This is a genomic window from Streptomyces sp. NPDC002156 (assembly GCF_053593675.1).
Genome location: NZ_JBSFDA010000037.1, coordinates 55,749 through 72,617 on the forward strand (window position 1 = coordinate 55,749; position 16,869 = coordinate 72,617).

Below are 16,869 nucleotides of genomic sequence, written 5' to 3' on the forward strand. Positions count from 1 at the left end.
GGGGCATGGTCCTTCCGGCCCCCGGGCGCCTGCCCGAAGGGGCCGAATTCCGACCTGCGGGGTCAGCCGAACTGCACCGACCGCTTGGCCATGCCCAGCCAGAAGCCGTCGATGACCGACCTCTGGGAGTCCAGCTCGCCGGCCACGTCGGCCGCGCCCATCGTCACGAAGAGCGGGGCGAAGTGCTCGGTGCGCGGGTGGGCGTACTTGCCGGCGGGAGCCTTGTTCAGGAAGTCCAGCAGGCCGTCCACGTCCCGTGCCTCCAGTGCCCGGCGGCCCCAGTCGTCGAACTCGCTCGACCAGGTCGGCACGCCGGGGCCCGTGTGCCGCAGGGCGGCCAGGTTGTGGGTGAAGAAGCCGGAGCCGACGATCAGCACGCCCTCGTCGCGCAGCGGCGCGAGCTTGCGGCCGATGTCCATCAGCTTCACCGGGTCGAGCGTAGGCATGGAGATCTGGAGGACAGGGATGTCCGCCTCGGGGAACATCTCCACCAGGGGGACGTACGCGCCGTGGTCGAGACCGCGGTCCGGGACGTCCTGGACGGGGATACCGGGGGCCCGCAGCAGCTTCCGTACGGACTCGGCGAGTTCGGGGGCGCCCGGGGCGGCGTACTCGACCTGGTAGTAGTGCTCCGGGAAGCCCCAGAAGTCGTAGACGAGGGGGATCGTTTCGATGGCGCCGATGGCGAGCGGGGCCTCTTCCCAGTGGGCGGAGACCATCAGGATCGCCTTGGGGCGGGGCAGGTCGGCCGACCAGGCGGCGAGCTGGCCGGGCCAGATCGCGTCGTCCGCCAGCGGGGGCGCGCCGTGACTGAGGTAGAGCGCGGGCATGCGCTCCTGGGTGGCGGCGGACATGACTGCTGCTCCCTTCGGTTACCCGAGACAGGCTCTCCTTCAAGTCTGCATCTTGAAGTCTCAAGCTTCTCGCATACTGAACATACATCGTTTTGGTTTAAAATTCAAGGACGGGGAACGTAGAGTGGAGTACATGAACACGGCATCTACATCCGACGAGGAGCCCCGCTGGCTCACCGACGAGGAGCAGCGCACCTGGCGCGCGTATGTGCACGCCGTCACGCTGCTGGAGGACCACCTCGACCGTCAGCTCCAGCGCGACGCCGGTATGCCGCACGTCTACTACGGTCTGCTCGTCGGCCTCGCCGACTCCCCGGACCGGCGGCTGCGCATGACCGAGCTGGCGATGAAGGCCAAGATCACCCGTTCCCGGCTCTCGCACGCCATCGCCCGGCTGGAGAAGAACGGCTGGGTGCGGCGCGAGGACTGCCCCTCGGACAAGCGCGGCCAGTTCGCGGTCCTGACCGACCAGGGCCAGGAGGTGCTCCGGCGCACCGCGCCGGGCCATGTGACCGCCGTACGCCAGGCGCTGTTCGACCGGATCAGCGACGAGCAGCGCAAGACGCTCCACGAGGTCATGGAGATCGTCGCCCAGGGCCTTCAGCCGAAGGACGCGGGCGCGGATCTGCCCTGGCTCCGCTGAGCGGAACCAGGGCAGATCCTGGAGTCGTACGTCACGAGGCGTCCCCACCCCGCGTGACGTACGGAGTGGCCCGAAGGGGTACGAGGGGGACGGCAGCCGGGGTCAGTGGGCGACCACCGGGACCTTCAGCTCCTCCTCCGCGCCCTCGCCGCTGACCGAACCCATGTCCGGGCGGCCGGCGTTGATGAAGGTGAAGGCGATACCCGCGGCGGCGACCAGGATGCCGACGGCGAACCAGATGGCGCTGGTGTAGCCCTCGACCATGCCCTTCAGCTGGACCAGCTGCTGCTGGGAGCGGGAGGACGCGCCGCCGATGTGGTCGGCGACGTACGTCGTCGTCGCCGAGGCGGCGATGGTGTTCAGCAGGGCCGTACCGATCGCGCCGCCGACCTGCTGCGAGGTGTTGACCATCGCGGAGGCGACACCGGAGTCACGGGGTTCGACGCCCAGCGTGGCCAGGGACATGGCCGGCATGAACGCCGTACCCATGCCGAGGCCGAGCAGGAGCATCCCCGGCAGGAGCAGGGCCGCGTACGAGGAGCCGATCTCCATCTGGGTGAGGAACAGCATGCCCAGTGCGGCGATCAGGAAGCCCGGGCCCATCAGCAGGCGCGGGGCGACCCGGGTCATCAGGCGGGCGCCGATCTGGGTGGAGCCCGTGATCATGCCCACGATCATCGGCAGGAAGGCGAAGCCGGTCTCGACCGGCGAGTAGCCCTTCACGATCTGCAGGTAGTAGGTCAGGAAGAGGAACAGGCCGAACATCGCGATGATCGCGAGGCCGAGCGAGAGGTAGACACCACCGCGGTTGCGCTCGGTGATGACGCGCAGGGGCAGCAGCGGGGCCTTGACCCTGGCCTCGACGAACACGAAGGCCGCCAGCAGCACCGCCGAGGCGACGAACATGCCGATCGTCAGGGAGTCGCTCCAGCCCTCGGACTCGGCCCGCGTGAAGCCGTAGACGAGAGAGACCAGACCGAGGGTGGACAGGACGACACCCGGGACGTCGAGCGGCGAGCGGTTGCGGCTGCCGGCCGGCTCGCGGATGACGAAGTACGCGCCGAGGGCGGCGGCGATCGCGAACGGGATGTTGACGAAGAACGTCCAGCGCCAGTCGAGGTACTCGGTGAGGAAGCCGCCGAGGATCAGACCGACGGCGCCGCCGCCACCGGCGATCGCACCGTAGATGCCGAACGCCTTGGCGCGCTCCTTGGCGTCGGTGAACATCACCGCGAGCAGGGAGAGCGCGGCGGGCGCGAGCAGTGCGCCGAAGGCACCCTGCAGGGCGCGGGAGCCGAGGAGCATCGCCTCGTTCGTCGCGGCACCGCCCAGGGCGGAGGCCGCGGCGAAGCCGATCAGACCGGTGACAAAGGTGTTCTTGCGGCCCCAGATGTCGGCGATCCGGCCGCCGAAGAGCAGCAGTCCGCCGAAGGCGAGGGCGTAGGCCGTGATGACCCACTGCCGGTTGCCGTCCGAGATCCCCAGGTCCTGCTGGGCGGAGGGCAGGGCGATGTTCACGATGGTCGCGTCGAGCACGACCATCAGCTGGGCCAGCGCTATGAAGGTCAGCGCCCTCCAGCGGTTGGCGTCGGGTGCCGGCGCCTTGGCGGCGACAGCCTGGGCTGTTTCAGACATGGGGGTACCCACTTCGGGACTTCGTGACGGAAAAAGGACGTGAAGGAACGCGAAAAGGACGTGCAGGGGACGAGGAAAGAGGAAACAGGAAAGGGGAGCGGAGAAGCGCGGAGAGAGGGTCAGGTCGCCATCAGGGCCGGCGCAGGTCCTCCATCGTCGCGGCCGTGCCGGGGAGCACGGAGGGGGCCGGGGCCCGCAGACCGTCCAGGAACAGTTGCAGGTGCCGGTGCACGAAGCGGTCGATGCTCATGCAGCCGGTGCCCGCCGGCGGACGGCTGAGCTGGGCCACGACGACCATCACATCGCCGACGCCCACGTCGGTACGGAGCTGACCGGCCGCCTTCGCCCGGTCCATGACGTTCTCGGTGAGCTGTTCGACCCGCTCCCGCGCCGCCTCCAGGTCGGGGTGACGCTTGTCGAAGGTGCTGGCCATCATCGGGCAGAGCGCACTGAGGCGTTCGTCGGCGGTGACGTGCACAAAGCGCTCCAGCGCCGCGAAGGCGTCGCCGGTCTCCGCGAGGGCGAGTTCCGCCGCCTCGGACATGCGGTCCATGACCGAGCAGACGACCTCCCGCGCGAGGGCCTCCCGGTCGGGGAAGTTGCGGTACACCGTGGCATTGCCGACGCCGGCCCGGCGGGCGATCTCGTCGATCGGCACCTCGGCGCCGAACTCGACGAACATCTCGCGGGCGGCGGTGACGATCCGCTCCCGGTTGCGCAGGGCGTCGGCGCGGGGCCGGGTCGCCTTCTGCACGGGGGTGGCGGTCTGCACGGCGTACTCCTTCATGATCGTTGACGGCATGAGCGTTGATGAACGGTGTGTTGCGATCCGGGGAGGCAGTCCCCGTTTCGCTCGGACACATGGCTAAACGGGGAAGTGGTCCCCGGTTATTTCCCGCATCCGAAGAGATTCCATGTGACCTGGGCCACATGAAATCGGGGCGGGATACCCACGATCGGTCTCCTCCAGCGCGCGCTCCCGCCGACCTCGACACAGGGTGATCGGAAGGGTGCAGTCCGAGACCGGCGGCTGCCGTGGCGCGAAGGGTCCGTGCATGCAGCAGCCGACCAGCCGTCGTCGGATACGCCCGCCGGGCACCCCGCGTCCCCGCCGGGTGGCCGCCCTGGTGTCCGTGGCCGCGCTGACCCTCGCGGTCAGTACGTCGGCCGGGACCGGACAGCTCACCAGGGGTTCCACGACGGCCGCGGGCTCGGTCCCGCTGGCCCGCTCCTCCCAGCTCAGCCCCTGTGTGATCAGGGGCGGCCTCGGCGTCCAGATGTCCGAGGGAATGCCCACCCCGGCCGGCTACTCCCGCTCCACCGGCACCGTCCGCGCACTGAACCTGATGGTCGACTTCTCCGACGCCCCCGGCCAGGGCAGCGCCCTCGACCGGCTCGCGGAGTTCTTCCCGCAGACCCGGGACTGGTTCACCACCAGCTCCTACGGCCGTCTCGACTACCGTCCCGAGGCCCCCATCGGCACCTGGCTGCGGATGCCCCGGTCCTTCCGTGCGTACGGCATACAGCGCGGCGCCCCCTTCGACCCCGGCTACCGCAGACTCGTCCAGGACATCGTGGCCGCGGCCGACCCGAGGGTCGACTTCCGCTCGTACGACCTGCTGAACGTGCTGGTCACCCCGAACGCGGGCCCCTCCGCCCTGGACACCGTCCTGTCCGTCACCTTCGCCGGCAACAGGGAGGCGCCGGTCGCGGACGGGGTGCCGGTCGCCAACGCGTCCTTCGTCTACTCCCGGCAGGACGACGGCTCGGGGTCGTACGACACCACGGGCTACCGCGTCCTCCCGCACGAGAACGGCCATGTGTTCGGCCTGCCCGACCTCTACACGCAGCACGGCGGGGGCGCGGTCGGGCACTGGGACATCATGAGCGAGGACTGGGGGGCCAACAACGACCTGCTCGGCTGGCACAAGTGGAAGCTCGGCTGGCTGGACCCCTCGCAGGTCGGGTGCGCGGTGACGGCCGGGACGAGCGAGTACACGCTCACCCCGCTGGCCCGTCCCGGCGGCGCGAAACTGGTCTTCGTGCCCATCAACTCCCGTACGGGGTACGCCGTCGAGCTGCGGACGCGCGAGGGCAACGACGAGACGGTGTGCCGGCCGGGTGTGCTGATCTACAAGGTCGACGCGAACGTCGACACGGGCCGCGGCCCGGTCACGGTGTACGACTCCCGCCGGGACAGCGGCGGCTGCACGCGCAGCCCGAACGTCCACGCGGAACTCTCCGACGCGCCCTTCGCCCCCGGCGAGTCCTTCACGGACCCGAGGCGGAGCATCCGGATCACCGTGGCGAGCGCGGACCTCGACGGGAACCACCGGGTGGCGATCACCCGCCGGTAAGGGTCTTCCCGTACTGGTGGAGGCCGGGCACACGGCCGGCGGTTCCGTACGGGCATTACGGTGAGCCCATGATTGACCCCGTCCCCGACCAGGTTCCCGCCCCCGCTCCCGTGCCCGCCGAGGCCGTCGCCCCGCTGATGCGCGGGATCGCCGTGCTGCGGCAACTGACGGAGGCGGGCGGGACGTTGAGCCTGAGCGGTCTTGAGCGGGCGACCGGCCTGGCGCGTTCCACCGTCGACCGGATCACGGCGACCCTCGCCCGCATGGGGTACGTCCGTCTCGACGGCCGGGACGCGGTTCTCACCCCTCGGCTAATGGAACTCGGCAACGCCTATCTGGCCGCCCTCCGGCTGCCCGCCCTGCTCGACGCGCACGCGGACGCCCTCGCCGACGAGCTGGACGAGTCGGTGTCGCTCGCGGTCGGCGACCGGGACGGCATCCGGTTCATCCACCAGGCGACCCGCCGCCGCGCGATGTCCCTCAGCTTCCGCATCGGCGACCTCCTCCCCGCCGAACGCACCGCCCCCGGCCCGCTGTTCGCCACGGAATGGACACCCGCGGACTGGCACCGCTGGCACGAACGCCGGACGGCGGACCCGTCCGACCTGGGCTTCCCGGCGGTCCCGCCGCGCGCAGACTCCTCCGGCGCCGACTTCGAGGCGTACGTCGAACGGGCCCGCGCCGACGGCTGGGCACTGGACGACCAGCTGATCGAGCCGGGGCTGGTCGCGGTCTCCGTACCCGTACGGGACCCCCGTACGGGCCGGGTGGCCTGTGTCGCGAGCGTGGTCAGCCACACGAGCCGCCGCACGGCGACCGACCTGCGCGAGGAACTGCTGCCGCGACTGCGGTCGACGGTGGCGGCGATGGAGGCCGAACTACGGAAGCAGCCGGCCTCCGAGCCACCGGCACCCCCCTCGGACCTGGCGGCGTGGACCGGGGCCTCGAAGCAGGAACTGGGCCGGGAGTTCATCGAGTCCCTGGCCAGGGGCCTGACCGTCCTGACGGCCTTCGGCGAGTCCCGAGCCGAGCTGACCCTGACGGAGGTCGCCCGGGCGACGGGCCTGGCAAGGGCGACCGCCCGCCGGGCCCTGATCACGTACGAGCACCTGGGATACGTGGAGTCGCGGGGCCGGACCTTCGCCCTCACCCCCCGGGTCCTGTCCCTCGGCTTCCCACCCCTCTCCCGCACCTCCCTGCCCGAGATCGCCTCCCCCCACCTGGCCGAACTCGCGGGCCGCGTACAGGAGTCGGCGTCCCTGGCGGTCCTGACGGAGACGGAGATCCAGTACACGGCGAGGGTGGCGACGCGACGCATCATGAGCGCCAACATCACGGTAGGCACACGCCTCCCGGCGTACCCCACCTCAATGGGCCGAGTCCTCCTGGCCGACACACCGGACGAAGCCGTCACGGGGGTGCTGGCGGAGGTACGGGAGCAGGGATACGCCCTGGTCAACGGGGAGTTGGAGGAGGGCCTGCGCTCGATCGCGGTCCCGGTCCGCGACCGCACGGGCCGGGTGGTCGCGGCGGTAAGCGTAGAGATGCACACGACCCGCCGCACAGCAGAACAGTGCGTGGAGGAGATCCTGCCCGAACTGCACGGAACGGCGTCCCGAATCGAGGGGGAGCTGAGGACGGCGGGACGATTCACGAGGGTGCCGCTGGCGTAGGGGGTACGGGTTCCGTCGCACGGGTTCGCCGGCGCGGGCTGGATCGGGCGCGCATCGCGCCCCGACCGGCGCAGGCGGGACCGGGGCAGCATCGCATCCCGACCGGCGCAGGCGGGATCGGGCGCGCGCAGCGCTCCGATAGGGGCGCGGGGAACTGCGCGACAAGCCCCCACCGGCCCGCGGGCGAACGAATCGCGCAAGCCCGCAGAGAGGTCAGCGCCAGTCAGGGGTCCCCGAGGCCAGGGGCAGCTGACTCTCGATCTTCGCCCGAACCTCCCGCATCACAGCGACGATCCGAACCTCGTGCTCCGGCGTCAGCCGAGCAACCGGCACCGAGCAACTGATCGCATCCGTCGCCGGGTTGTCGTACCGCAAGGCAAACCCAAACCCCGCGATACCACTCACCGTCTCCTCCCGATCCACCGAATACCCCCGCTCACGCACCCCCGCCAGATCCGCCCGCAGCGCACCACGGCTGGTATGCGTATTGGGCGTAAGCGCAACCAACTCCCCCTCAGGAAGCGGGAGTTCGTCATCCGACCGCTCCGCGAGCAACGCCTTCCCCAACGCCCCCGCGTGCGCCGGAATCCGACGCCCGACACGACTGATGGTGCGCAGATACTCGTGCGACTCCCGGGTCGCGAGATACACGACATCGGAACCGTCGAGCCGAGCCAGATGGATCGTCTCGCCGAGCGCGTCCGACGCCTCGTCGAGATACGGCCGCACCGCACGGATACGCCGGTCCCCGTCGAGATACCCGGTACCGGTGAGCAGCGCACGGATGCCGATGCCGTACAGGGAACCGGTGGCATCCGAGCGGACCCAGCCGCAGTCGACCAGGGTCTGGAGCAACTGGTACATGCTGCTGCGCGGCACGCCCAGGCCCTCGGCGAGTTCGTCCAGGCGCGAGGGCTGTTCACCCCGGGCGGCGAGAAGTTCCAGCAGCGCGACGGTCCGGGCCGCCGACTTCACACTGCGGACGCCTCTCTCACCTCTTTTCTCCGGCATGGACTCATCGTGTCACTTCCATTGACCCCTGTCCGTTCACCCACCTAGCCTCCATCTCCATACGTAGACATCATCTGCATAGACGGATGGGATACATGCCTCTTCTCGTGGTCGGCATCAGCGTTCTGATCCTGCTGCTCCTCATGACCAGGCTGAGACTCAACGGCTTCGCCGCCCTGCTGCTCGTCGCGGTCGGTGTCGCGCTCGTCCGGGGTATTCCGGTGGCGACCATCCCGGACGTCCTCTCCGACGGCATCGGGGGTCAGATCGGCGACACCATGCTCACGATCGGCCTCGGCGCGATGGTCGGCCGGGTCATGGGCGACTCGGGCGCCGCCCAGCGGATCGCGGGCAGGCTGCTCGACGCGGGCGGACCGCGTGGCGTCCAGGTGGCGATGGTGGTCACGTCGATGCTCATCGGCGTGACCATGTTCTACGAGGTCGCCTTCATCATCATCGTGCCGATCGCGTTCACCCTGGTCAGGGTCACCGGCGCGAAGCTGCTCTGGGTCGGGCTGCCGATGTCGATCACCCTCTCCACGATGCACAGCTTCCTGCCCCCGCACCCCGGCCCCACCGCCGTCGCCGCCACCTTCCACGCCTCGGTCGGACTGACCCTGCTCTACGGCCTGTTCATCGCCGTACCGGCGGGCGCGCTCATCGCGCTGCTGTGGCCGCGGCTGCCGTTCATCAGGGCGATGGACCCCGCCATCCCCAAGGGCCTGGTCAGCGAGCGCGAGTTCACCGACGAGGAGATGCCGGGCCTGGGCTGGTCGCTGTCGGTGGCCCTGTTCCCGGTGGTCCTGATAGCGGGGGCGGCGGTGACCGACCTGGCCACCTCCGCCGAGAGCCCCTTCCTGAACTTCGTCGCGTTCATCGGCTCGGCCCCGATCGCGCTGCTGCTCACCCTGTGTCTCGCGGTGTGGGCGTTCGGTCCGCGCATCGGGCGGAGCCTGGAGGAGGTCGGCGCGTCCTGCACCTCGGCGGCGCAGGCGATGGCGATGATCCTGCTGGTGATCGGCGCGGGCGGCGCCTTCAAGAACGTCCTGGTGGAGGGCGGTATCTCCGACTACATCAAGGACGCCACCGACTCCTGGTCCATCTCCCCGATCGTCCTCGCCTGGCTGATCGCCGTCATCCTCCGGGTGGCGCTCGGCTCGGCGACGGTCGCCGTCGTCACGGCCTCCGGCGTGGTGCTGCCGCTGCTCGCGGGCAGCGGCGTCCACCCGGAGATCATGGTCCTCGCCGTCGCCTGCGGCTCGATCGCCTGCTCGCACGTCAACGACCCGGGATTCTGGCTGTTCAAGGAGTACTTCAACCTGTCCGTCGTCGAGGCGATCAAGGTCCGTACGAGCTACACGACGGTGCTGGCGGTACTGGGCCTGGGTGGGGTGCTGGTGGCGGAGTGGGCACTGGACGTCCTCAACATCTGACCCTCCGCATTTAAGGATTTCGATGAGTACGAGTCAGCCGACCGTCACCGCCTTCGCCGTCTACCCCGTCGCCGGCCGCGACAGCATGGAGCTGAACCTCTCCGGCGCCCACGGCCCCTACTTCACCCGCAACATCGTGATCCTCACCGACTCCGAGGGCCGTACAGGACTCGGCGAGGTCCCGGGCGGGGAGAAGATCACGCGGACGCTGCACGACACCGAGCCACTGGTCGTCGGGGCGAAGGTGGGCGACCACAAGCGCGTCCTGCGGGAGATCGGCGCCCGGTTCGCCGACCGCGACTCGGGCGGACGCGGCGCCCAGACCTTCGACCTGCGGACCACCGTCCACGCGGTGACGGCCGTCGAGTCGGCCCTGCTCGACCTCCTCGGGCAGCATCTGGACGTACCGGTCGCGGCCCTGCTCGGCGACGGGCAACAGCGGGATTCCGTACGGGTGTTGGGCTACCTCTTCTACGTCGGCGACCCGGACCGGACGGACCTGGACTACGTCCGCGAGCCGGACTCCCCCGTCGACTGGTACCGCGTACGGCACGAGGAGGCCCTGACCCCGGAGGCGATCGTCCGCCAGGCCGAGGCCACCCACGCGCTCTACGGCTTCCGGGACTTCAAGCTCAAGGGCGGGGTCCTGGAAGGCGCGGAGGAGGTCAAGGCCGTACGGGCGCTGAAGGACCGTTTCCCGGAGGCCCGGATCACCCTCGACCCGAACGGCGCGTGGTCGCTGCGCGAGGCGATCGAGCTGTGCGCGCCCCTGAACGGCACGCTGGCCTACGCCGAGGACCCGTGCGGCGCGGAGGACGGTTTCTCGGGGCGCGAGATCCTGGCCGAGTTCCGCCGGGCGACGGGTCTGCCGACGGCGACCAACATGATCGCCACGGACTGGCGGCAACTGACCCACGCCCTGGCGCTCCAGTCGGTGTCCATCCCGCTGGCCGACCCGCACTTCTGGACCATGCAGGGCTCGGTGCGCGTGGCCCAGCTGTGCAACGCGATGGGCCTGACCTGGGGCTGCCACTCCAACAACCACTTCGACATCTCGCTGGCCATGGTGACCCACTGCGGGGCGGCGGCCCCGGGCGAGTACAACGCCCTCGACACCCACTGGATCTGGCAGGAGGGCCTGGAACGCCTCACGGTCGCTCCGCCCCGGATCGTCGACGGCGAGATCGCGGTGCCGGACGCGCCGGGACTCGGCGTCCAGGTGGACATGGAGCGGGTGCTCGCGGCGCACGAGCTGTACCGGGAGCGGGCGCTCGGGGCGCGGGACGACGCGGTCACCATGCAATACCTGCTCCCTGGCTGGGAGTTCGACGGGAAGCGGCCCTGTCTGGTGCGGTAGGGACACGGGCCGGTCCCGTGCTTCACTTCGCCGGGCCACTGATAGACAACTCGCGCTATAGTCAACAATGTGAATAGGTCACCAGTTGGCTACCCCTATCTCCGCTATGTCGCCCTGGGCGACAGCCAGACCGAGGGCGTCGGTGACGGCGACGACGTATCAGGGCTACGGGGATGGGCGGACCGGCTCGCCGAGCAGCTCGCGCGGCACAACCCGGGCGCGCGGTACGCCAATCTCGCCGTACGCGGCCGGCTCGCCGGGCAGGTGCGTGCCGAGCAGCTCGCGCCCGCGCTGGCGCTGCGGCCCGACCTGGTGACGGTCGTGGCCGGCGTCAACGATCTACTGCGTCCCCGTTTCGACGCGGACGAGGTGGCGGGTCACCTGGAGGCCATGTTCGCCGCGCTCACCGGCCAGGGAGCCCGCGTCGCGACGCTCACCTTCCCCAACATCACCCTGATCACGCCGCTGGCCCGCCCGGCCGGTCATCGGGTCGTCGCCCTCAACGACCGCATCCGGGAAGCCGCCAGGCGGCACGGTGTCGTCGTGGCCGAGACCGCCCACCACCAAGTCGTCACGGACCCGCGGTTGTGGAGCACCGACCGACTGCACGCAGGCCCGCTCGGTCACGCCCGGATCGCCGCCGCGGTCGCGCACGCCCTGGAGCTACCCGGCAGCGACGACACCTGGACGCAGCCGTTCCCGACTCCGCTCACCATCCCCTCGGGTCTGCGAGCGGTCGGCACCGAACTGCGCTGGGCCGGTTCCTTCCTGGGGCCGTGGCTGGTCAGACGGCTGCGTGGCCGCTCGTCCGGTGACCGCCGCGAGGCCAAGCGCCCGGCCCTGCTTCCGGTGACGCCTCTCTGACATCCCGCACTCAGGGCGTGCCCGCCGCGCGCGCGATCTCGTCGAACTTCGCGCCCATGGCCTCGGCCAGCGCGTTCGCGGCCGACAGGGGGCGGACCATGACCATGAAGTCGTCGATCTTCCCGTCCTCGTCGAAGTGGAGGAAGTCGCAGCCGGTGAGCTGCCTGCCGTTCACGGTGGCGGTGAAGACGAAGGCGTGGTCACGGCCGCCCGGGTTCGCGATCTCCCGGATGTAGGCGAAGTCCTCGAAGACCTCCGACACGGCGTTCAGGATCGCGGCGGTGATCGCCTTGCCTGCGTACGGCTTGAAGACAACTGGGCTGGTGAAGACGACGTTCTCGGCCAGCAGGGCGACGACGGAATCCATGTCGCCTGCTTCGACGGCCGCGCGGAAGGGATGCACAGGATCACCTCACATAGTCAACAAGTCAACAAGCATGCGCAAATATTCAATAAGTTGAATAGGTGCATCACAGACTAGGGTGGTGGCATGGCTCTGCGCAACGCGGTGATGGCCGCCCTTCTGGAGGGCGAGGCGTCCGGGTACGACCTCGCGAAGGGGTTCGACGCCTCGGTCGCCAACTTCTGGATGGCCACCCCCCAGCAGCTCTACCGGGAGCTGGAGCGCATGGAGGGCGACGGGCTCATCACGGCCCGCGTCGTGGAGCAGGAACGCCGCCCCAACAAACGGCTGTTCTCCCTCACGGAGGCCGGACTGGAGGCGGTGCGCGCCTACACCGCCGAGCCCCCGTCCAGGCCGACGGCCATCAGGGACGAGCTGATGGTCAAGGTCCAGTGCGTCGACGCGGGCGACACCGAGGCCGTACGGGCCTCGATCGCCGAACGCATGGAGTGGTCCACCGCCAAGCTGGCCCGCTACGAGCGCCTGCGGAACCGCCTGCTGGACGGCCGCACCGAGGACGAGTTCTTCGCGACGGCCGAGCGGATCGGCCCCTACCTCACCCTCCTGCGGGGGATCGCCCTGGAGCAGGAGAACCTGCGGTGGGGCGCGCTGGCGCTGACGCGGCTGGAACAGCGGGCCTCGGCCGCGACAGGGACCTGACCTGCTCCTCCTGACCGACGACTGAGGGTGCGGTCAGAGGCCGAAGCCGCGCAGACGACGGCCTTGGATCGTCGGGGTGTCGATGATCGGGCCGCGGACCTCGTCTCGCCGGTCCGCATCGTCCAGGGGAGGCATCACCGCTCGGAACGCTTCGGAATCGATCAGGGGCCCGGGATCCTGGTCGATGTTCCTGGAGACCTGCCTGGTCGTGAGGTCGGGCGGTTCGGCGGCGCCCGCGTGGTGGCACAGCAACTGGGCCAGCTTGCGCAGACGGTCGACATTGATGTTGTGCACGGCTTCGCCGATGACGCGGGTCGTGTCGTCGGCGAGGGCCAGGAAGGTGGGGTGCAGGACGTACTTGCCCAACTTGACCGCGACCTCCAGCTCTTGGTCGCCGCGGGCCACGTCGGTGACGAGGGTGGCGGTCCAGCCCTCGGGCGAGGCGTTCGGGAGCAGGAGCCGCCCGAAGACGTCGAAGGTGTCGGCCGACCAGAGTTCCCCGGCGTGCGGGACGTCGTCCTGGCCCGGTGCGCCGACCGCGCCGAGGTCGGCCTTCGCCCAGCTGTGCGCCCGTACATGCACGGCGAGAGCGAGGGCCGTACGGACGAATCCCTCCTGCGCCTCGGCCCCGACCGGCGGGTGGTCCGGCAGCAGGCCGGGCGCCAGCATCCCGTGCGTCCGCGTCGCCAGGAGCCCGAGGGCCGACGCCCGCCGATCCGGGTCCGGAGGGTCCTGACGCAGCTCCCGGAACGCGTCGACGGCGGCCCTCAGCACCCCGCGGGCCAGCCGGTCGAGGTGCTCGGGCGAGGTGGTGGACCACAGGGGCGGCGCCGTACGGTCGTCGGAGTTCATGTCGCTCCCTACTGCCGGTAGCGGACCTCCAGCATCACGCAGCCTTCGGTCGTCCGGTAAGGGCCGTGTTCCATGCCTGGGGGACGGGAGGCGAAGTCTCCTGCGCGGAAGGTCTGATCCAGGGTCAGGTCGTGCAGGTCGCCTTCGAGGAGACAGACCTCCTCGACCCACTCGTGCCGGATCACGCCGGAGGGCGAGGTGTCGAGGCCGGGCTCCCAGCGCACCAGCCGGGTCAGCACGTCCGGGTCGGCCTCGTCCCTGCTCAGGATCCGCTCGGCGGTCCCGGGCTGCGGTCCGGTGCGCCACGGCATGGCGTCCGGTGAGAAGAATTCCCGCTCGTTCTTCAAGGTCTCTCCTTGATGCCTGATGCCTGATGCCTGGTCCCTGATCCCTGTTCGGCGGGTGGGGGGGCTGTGGCACAGCCCGGAACACCGCTCCCCGGCACAGCCCGACCTGCCACCCGCCAGTCCGGGCTCCTAGCTTGGCATCGGGCCGAGCGGCCACCGGACGGTGCCGTGCTTTTGCGGGCGCGGCCGCAACAAGAAAAGAACGTGATGAACCACAGAGGAACCCCCTTGAAGAAGAAGCGGTTCGGACTCGCGGCGGCGGTCGCCGTGACGTCGGCCGTCCTCGTCTCGGCGGCGACGGTCTCCCCGTACGCGACCGCTGCGACCGCCACGTCCGCCGCATCCGCCGCGACCGGTCAGGCGCGGTCGAAGCCGGTCGTCACCCACGTGAGGACCGTCGCCTCGTTCGACTTCGCCGTCGGCGACGCGCCCGAGAACGTCACCCTCAACCCGGACGGCTCGCTGACCGTCTCGATGCTGGGCGGTTCGGCGGGTGGACGGCCGGCGCTCGTGCGGGTCGACGCGTCCGGGCGCCACCGTGAGGTGCTCGTCGCCGGGCAGCCGGGGGACATGATCACCGGCAACACGCGCGGCCACGACGGCAGCGTCTACTACAACGTGTCCTCCGCCGACGCCGCCCGGTCGGGGGTGTGGAAGCTGCCCCTGGGCGGAAGCCCCCGCCGTATCGCCGCCCTGCCCGCCGGGGAACTCCCCAACGGCCTGGCCATCGACCCGGCCGGTCACACCCTGTACCTCGCCGAAAGCTTCAAGGGCGCCGTCTGGACGGTCCCGGTCTCGGGCGGTACGGCGACCCGCTGGCTGACCGACGCCTCCCTCACGCCGGACCAGGCCGCCCCGCTGCCGTTGGGCGCGAACGGGCTCCGTTTCCACAACGGCGCCGTGTGGGTCTCCAACTTCAGCAAGGGCACGCTGCTGCGAGTGCCGGTCACGGCCACCGGCTCGGCAGGCCGGGTCCACGTCGTGGCGGACGCGGTCGTGGGCATCGACGACTTCAACTTCCTGAGCGGCCGGTCCGACGTGGTGTTCGCCGCGCTGAACAGCCTTGACGAGATCGCCGTGATCTACCCGAACGGCGCCAAGAGGACCGTCCTGACCAAGGCGGACGGGCTCGCCTCACCGACCGCCACCGTGGTGCGCGGGCAGCGGCTGTACATCACCGACGGCGGGTTCGCCGAGTCCCGCGACGCGAAACTACAACAGGGGAAGATCAACTTCTCTGCTCTGTTCGGCGGCGGCGGTGGCGGTGGCGGTGGCGGTGGCGGCGCGACTGTCTAGCCAGTACGTCGCACACGTCCCGCGCAGCCGCCGTACGACCCCCGAGAACACGGAACGAAGGAGCGCCTCCGACATGAGCAGCGAACACCGGCCGCCCGCCAAGGAGATCGTCGTCGTCATCGGCCCCGGCAGTATCGGTCTGGCCATCGCCCGCCGGGTCGGCGCCGGCCGCACCCTGCTGCTCGCCGCCCACGACGACAAGGCCTCACGGGCCGCCGCAGAGCAACTGCGCGGCGAGGGCTACGAGGTGGCCGTCCAGGCCACCGACATCTCCGACCCGGCCCAGGTCGAGGCACTGGCCGCCACGGCCGCGAGCATGGGCGCGGTGACCCAGGTGATCCAGGCCGCCGGTGTCTCCCCCACCCAGGCGAGCATCGAACGGCTGCTGCAGGTGGATCTGCTGGGCACGGCGTACGTCCTCGACGCGTTCGCCGAGGTGATCGCGCCCGGCGGCGCCGGGATCGTGGTCGCCAGCATGGCCGGACACCGGGAGAGCCCCTACCCGCACGAGATCGAGCACGCCCTCGCGACCACCGAGACCTCGCAGCTGCTCGCGCTGCCGTTCCTGCAGCCCGACCGGATCGGCTCCTCCGTCCATGCCTACGCCCTGTCCAAGCGGGCCAACTCGCTGCGCGTGCAGACCGCCGCCGCGGCGTGGGGCAAGCGCGGAGCCCGTGTCAACGCCGTCAGCCCCGGCGTGATCATCACCCCGCTGGCCCTCGACGAACTCTCCGGGCCGCGCCGCGAGTGGTTCGAGAAAGTACGCGAGGCTTCGGCCGCGAAGCGCTTCGGCACCTCCGAGGAGGTCGCCGCTGCCGCCGCCTTCCTCCTCGGCCGCGAGGCCGGCTTCATCACCGGCGCCGACCTCCTGATGGACGGCGGCGTCACCGCGGCGCTACGCACCGGCGAACTGACGATGCCGTGACGAGCCACGGCGCCGGATCAGTACGGTCCGGATCAGTGCGGTCCGGCTCGGGGCGGTCCGGCTCGGGGCGGTCCGGCTCGGGGCGGTCCGGCTCGGGGCGGTCCGGCTCCCGGCGGTCGGCTGATCCGCACCGGCTGACCCGCACCGGCTGACCCGGGACAGCTGATCCCCACCGGCCGACCCGGAACGGCTGATCCTCTCGGGTTGACCCGGAACGGCTGGTCCTCTCCGGCTGGCCCGGAACGACTGGTCCCCACCAGCTGACCCCGGACGACTGAGCTCCACCGACCGACCCCGAACGGCCGGTCCCCACCCGCCGACCCGGAACGGCCGGTCCCCACCGGCCGACCCGGAACGACTGGTCCCCACCAGCTGACCCGGGACGACTGAGCTCCACCGACCGACCCGGAACGGCCGGTCCCCACCCGCCGACCCGGAACGACTGGTCCCCACCAGCTGACCCGGGACGACTGAGCTCCACCGACCGACCCCGAACGGCCGGTCCCCACCCGCCGACCCGGAACGGCCGGTCCCCACCCGCCGACCCGGAACGACTGGT

General features: G+C 70.5%; 16 protein-coding genes. 9 read left to right on the top strand and 7 right to left on the bottom strand.

Translation table 11 applies throughout. The annotated features are described in order from the left end of the window. Nucleotides 1-62 precede the first annotated feature (62 nt). Entirely contained in the window at nucleotides 63-854 is a 792-nt protein-coding gene (locus ACWCRB_RS17860; RefSeq protein WP_450996933.1) for a dioxygenase family protein, read from the bottom strand. Between the two features lie 133 nt (nucleotides 855-987). Here ACWCRB_RS17860 and ACWCRB_RS17865 point away from each other — a divergent pair, with 133 nt between their 5' ends. Continuing rightward, on the top strand, nucleotides 988-1,497 hold the full coding sequence (locus ACWCRB_RS17865; RefSeq protein ID WP_450996934.1) for a MarR family winged helix-turn-helix transcriptional regulator: 510 nt from the start codon (nucleotides 988-990) through the stop codon (nucleotides 1,495-1,497). 102 nt (nucleotides 1,498-1,599) lie between these two features. On the opposite strand, the gene ACWCRB_RS17870 is transcribed toward ACWCRB_RS17865, so the two are convergent. Both ACWCRB_RS17870 and ACWCRB_RS17875 read right to left on the bottom strand, forming a co-directional pair. Beyond that, a complete protein-coding gene (locus tag ACWCRB_RS17870) occupies nucleotides 1,600-3,132 on the bottom strand; it encodes an MFS transporter (RefSeq protein WP_450996935.1) in 1,533 nt (510 codons plus the stop codon). A gap of 130 nt (nucleotides 3,133-3,262) precedes the next feature. After that, nucleotides 3,263-3,904, bottom strand: a complete 642-nt coding sequence (locus ACWCRB_RS17875) for a TetR/AcrR family transcriptional regulator (protein ID WP_450996936.1) — start codon at nucleotides 3,902-3,904, stop codon at nucleotides 3,263-3,265. 283 nt (nucleotides 3,905-4,187) lie between these two features. Here ACWCRB_RS17875 and ACWCRB_RS17880 point away from each other — a divergent pair, with 283 nt between their 5' ends. Both ACWCRB_RS17880 and ACWCRB_RS17885 read left to right on the top strand, forming a co-directional pair. Next, complete coding sequence (locus ACWCRB_RS17880; RefSeq protein ID WP_450996937.1) at nucleotides 4,188-5,489, top strand: M6 family metalloprotease domain-containing protein; 1,302 nt, start codon at nucleotides 4,188-4,190, stop codon at nucleotides 5,487-5,489. A 68-nt stretch (nucleotides 5,490-5,557) separates the two neighbouring features. Beyond that, nucleotides 5,558-7,162, top strand: coding sequence for an IclR family transcriptional regulator domain-containing protein (locus ACWCRB_RS17885; protein WP_450996938.1), 1,605 nt, complete (start codon nucleotides 5,558-5,560; stop codon nucleotides 7,160-7,162). Nucleotides 7,163-7,375: 213 nt separating this feature from the next. On the opposite strand, the gene ACWCRB_RS17890 is transcribed toward ACWCRB_RS17885, so the two are convergent. Beyond that, nucleotides 7,376-8,173 (bottom strand): IclR family transcriptional regulator, encoded by a 798-nt coding sequence (locus tag ACWCRB_RS17890; protein ID WP_450996939.1) that lies wholly within the window; start codon nucleotides 8,171-8,173, stop codon nucleotides 7,376-7,378. A 95-nt stretch (nucleotides 8,174-8,268) separates the two neighbouring features. Between ACWCRB_RS17890 and ACWCRB_RS17895 the strand changes: the two genes are divergently transcribed. From ACWCRB_RS17895 to ACWCRB_RS17905, 3 genes are all read left to right on the top strand, one after another. Next, the gene (locus ACWCRB_RS17895; RefSeq protein ID WP_450996940.1) at nucleotides 8,269-9,606 is read left to right on the top strand and encodes a gluconate:H+ symporter; all 1,338 of its coding nucleotides are present in this window, start codon (nucleotides 8,269-8,271) and stop codon (nucleotides 9,604-9,606) included. A gap of 22 nt (nucleotides 9,607-9,628) precedes the next feature. Beyond that, the gene (locus ACWCRB_RS17900) at nucleotides 9,629-10,963 is read left to right on the top strand and encodes an enolase C-terminal domain-like protein (protein WP_450996941.1); all 1,335 of its coding nucleotides are present in this window, start codon (nucleotides 9,629-9,631) and stop codon (nucleotides 10,961-10,963) included. A gap of 69 nt (nucleotides 10,964-11,032) precedes the next feature. Then, nucleotides 11,033-11,827 (top strand): SGNH/GDSL hydrolase family protein, encoded by a 795-nt coding sequence (locus tag ACWCRB_RS17905; protein WP_450996942.1) that lies wholly within the window; start codon nucleotides 11,033-11,035, stop codon nucleotides 11,825-11,827. A 10-nt stretch (nucleotides 11,828-11,837) separates the two neighbouring features. Here ACWCRB_RS17905 and ACWCRB_RS17910 read toward each other — a convergent pair whose 3' ends face one another. Then, nucleotides 11,838-12,230, bottom strand: a complete 393-nt coding sequence (locus ACWCRB_RS17910) for a nuclear transport factor 2 family protein (protein ID WP_450996943.1) — start codon at nucleotides 12,228-12,230, stop codon at nucleotides 11,838-11,840. 87 nt (nucleotides 12,231-12,317) lie between these two features. Here ACWCRB_RS17910 and ACWCRB_RS17915 point away from each other — a divergent pair, with 87 nt between their 5' ends. Then, the gene (locus tag ACWCRB_RS17915; protein ID WP_450996944.1) at nucleotides 12,318-12,890 is read left to right on the top strand and encodes a PadR family transcriptional regulator; all 573 of its coding nucleotides are present in this window, start codon (nucleotides 12,318-12,320) and stop codon (nucleotides 12,888-12,890) included. A 33-nt stretch (nucleotides 12,891-12,923) separates the two neighbouring features. On the opposite strand, the gene ACWCRB_RS17920 is transcribed toward ACWCRB_RS17915, so the two are convergent. Next, a complete protein-coding gene (locus ACWCRB_RS17920) occupies nucleotides 12,924-13,742 on the bottom strand; it encodes a hypothetical protein (protein ID WP_450996945.1) in 819 nt (272 codons plus the stop codon). Nucleotides 13,743-13,750: 8 nt separating this feature from the next. Beyond that, the gene (locus ACWCRB_RS17925; protein ID WP_450996946.1) at nucleotides 13,751-14,089 is read right to left on the bottom strand and encodes a cupin domain-containing protein; all 339 of its coding nucleotides are present in this window, start codon (nucleotides 14,087-14,089) and stop codon (nucleotides 13,751-13,753) included. A gap of 207 nt (nucleotides 14,090-14,296) precedes the next feature. Here ACWCRB_RS17925 and ACWCRB_RS17930 point away from each other — a divergent pair, with 207 nt between their 5' ends. Next, complete coding sequence (locus ACWCRB_RS17930) at nucleotides 14,297-15,385, top strand: SMP-30/gluconolactonase/LRE family protein (RefSeq protein ID WP_450996947.1); 1,089 nt, start codon at nucleotides 14,297-14,299, stop codon at nucleotides 15,383-15,385. 73 nt (nucleotides 15,386-15,458) lie between these two features. Beyond that, nucleotides 15,459-16,310, top strand: coding sequence for an SDR family oxidoreductase (locus tag ACWCRB_RS17935; protein WP_450996948.1), 852 nt, complete (start codon nucleotides 15,459-15,461; stop codon nucleotides 16,308-16,310). Nucleotides 16,311-16,869 lie beyond the last annotated feature (559 nt).

Coding starts and splice junctions, on each gene's coding strand:
- ACWCRB_RS17860 (WP_450996933.1), bottom strand. CDS start 854: ATGTCCGCCGCCACCCAGGAGCGCATGCCCGCGCTCTACCTCAGTCAC.
- ACWCRB_RS17865 (WP_450996934.1), top strand. CDS start 988: ATGAACACGGCATCTACATCCGACGAGGAGCCCCGCTGGCTCACCGAC.
- ACWCRB_RS17870 (WP_450996935.1), bottom strand. CDS start 3,132: ATGTCTGAAACAGCCCAGGCTGTCGCCGCCAAGGCGCCGGCACCCGAC.
- ACWCRB_RS17880 (WP_450996937.1), top strand. CDS start 4,188: ATGCAGCAGCCGACCAGCCGTCGTCGGATACGCCCGCCGGGCACCCCG.
- ACWCRB_RS17885 (WP_450996938.1), top strand. CDS start 5,558: ATGATTGACCCCGTCCCCGACCAGGTTCCCGCCCCCGCTCCCGTGCCC.
- ACWCRB_RS17890 (WP_450996939.1), bottom strand. CDS start 8,173: ATGCCGGAGAAAAGAGGTGAGAGAGGCGTCCGCAGTGTGAAGTCGGCG.
- ACWCRB_RS17895 (WP_450996940.1), top strand. CDS start 8,269: ATGCCTCTTCTCGTGGTCGGCATCAGCGTTCTGATCCTGCTGCTCCTC.
- ACWCRB_RS17900 (WP_450996941.1), top strand. CDS start 9,629: ATGAGTACGAGTCAGCCGACCGTCACCGCCTTCGCCGTCTACCCCGTC.
- ACWCRB_RS17915 (WP_450996944.1), top strand. CDS start 12,318: ATGGCTCTGCGCAACGCGGTGATGGCCGCCCTTCTGGAGGGCGAGGCG.
- ACWCRB_RS17920 (WP_450996945.1), bottom strand. CDS start 13,742: ATGAACTCCGACGACCGTACGGCGCCGCCCCTGTGGTCCACCACCTCG.
- ACWCRB_RS17930 (WP_450996947.1), top strand. CDS start 14,297: ATGAACCACAGAGGAACCCCCTTGAAGAAGAAGCGGTTCGGACTCGCG.
- ACWCRB_RS17935 (WP_450996948.1), top strand. CDS start 15,459: ATGAGCAGCGAACACCGGCCGCCCGCCAAGGAGATCGTCGTCGTCATC.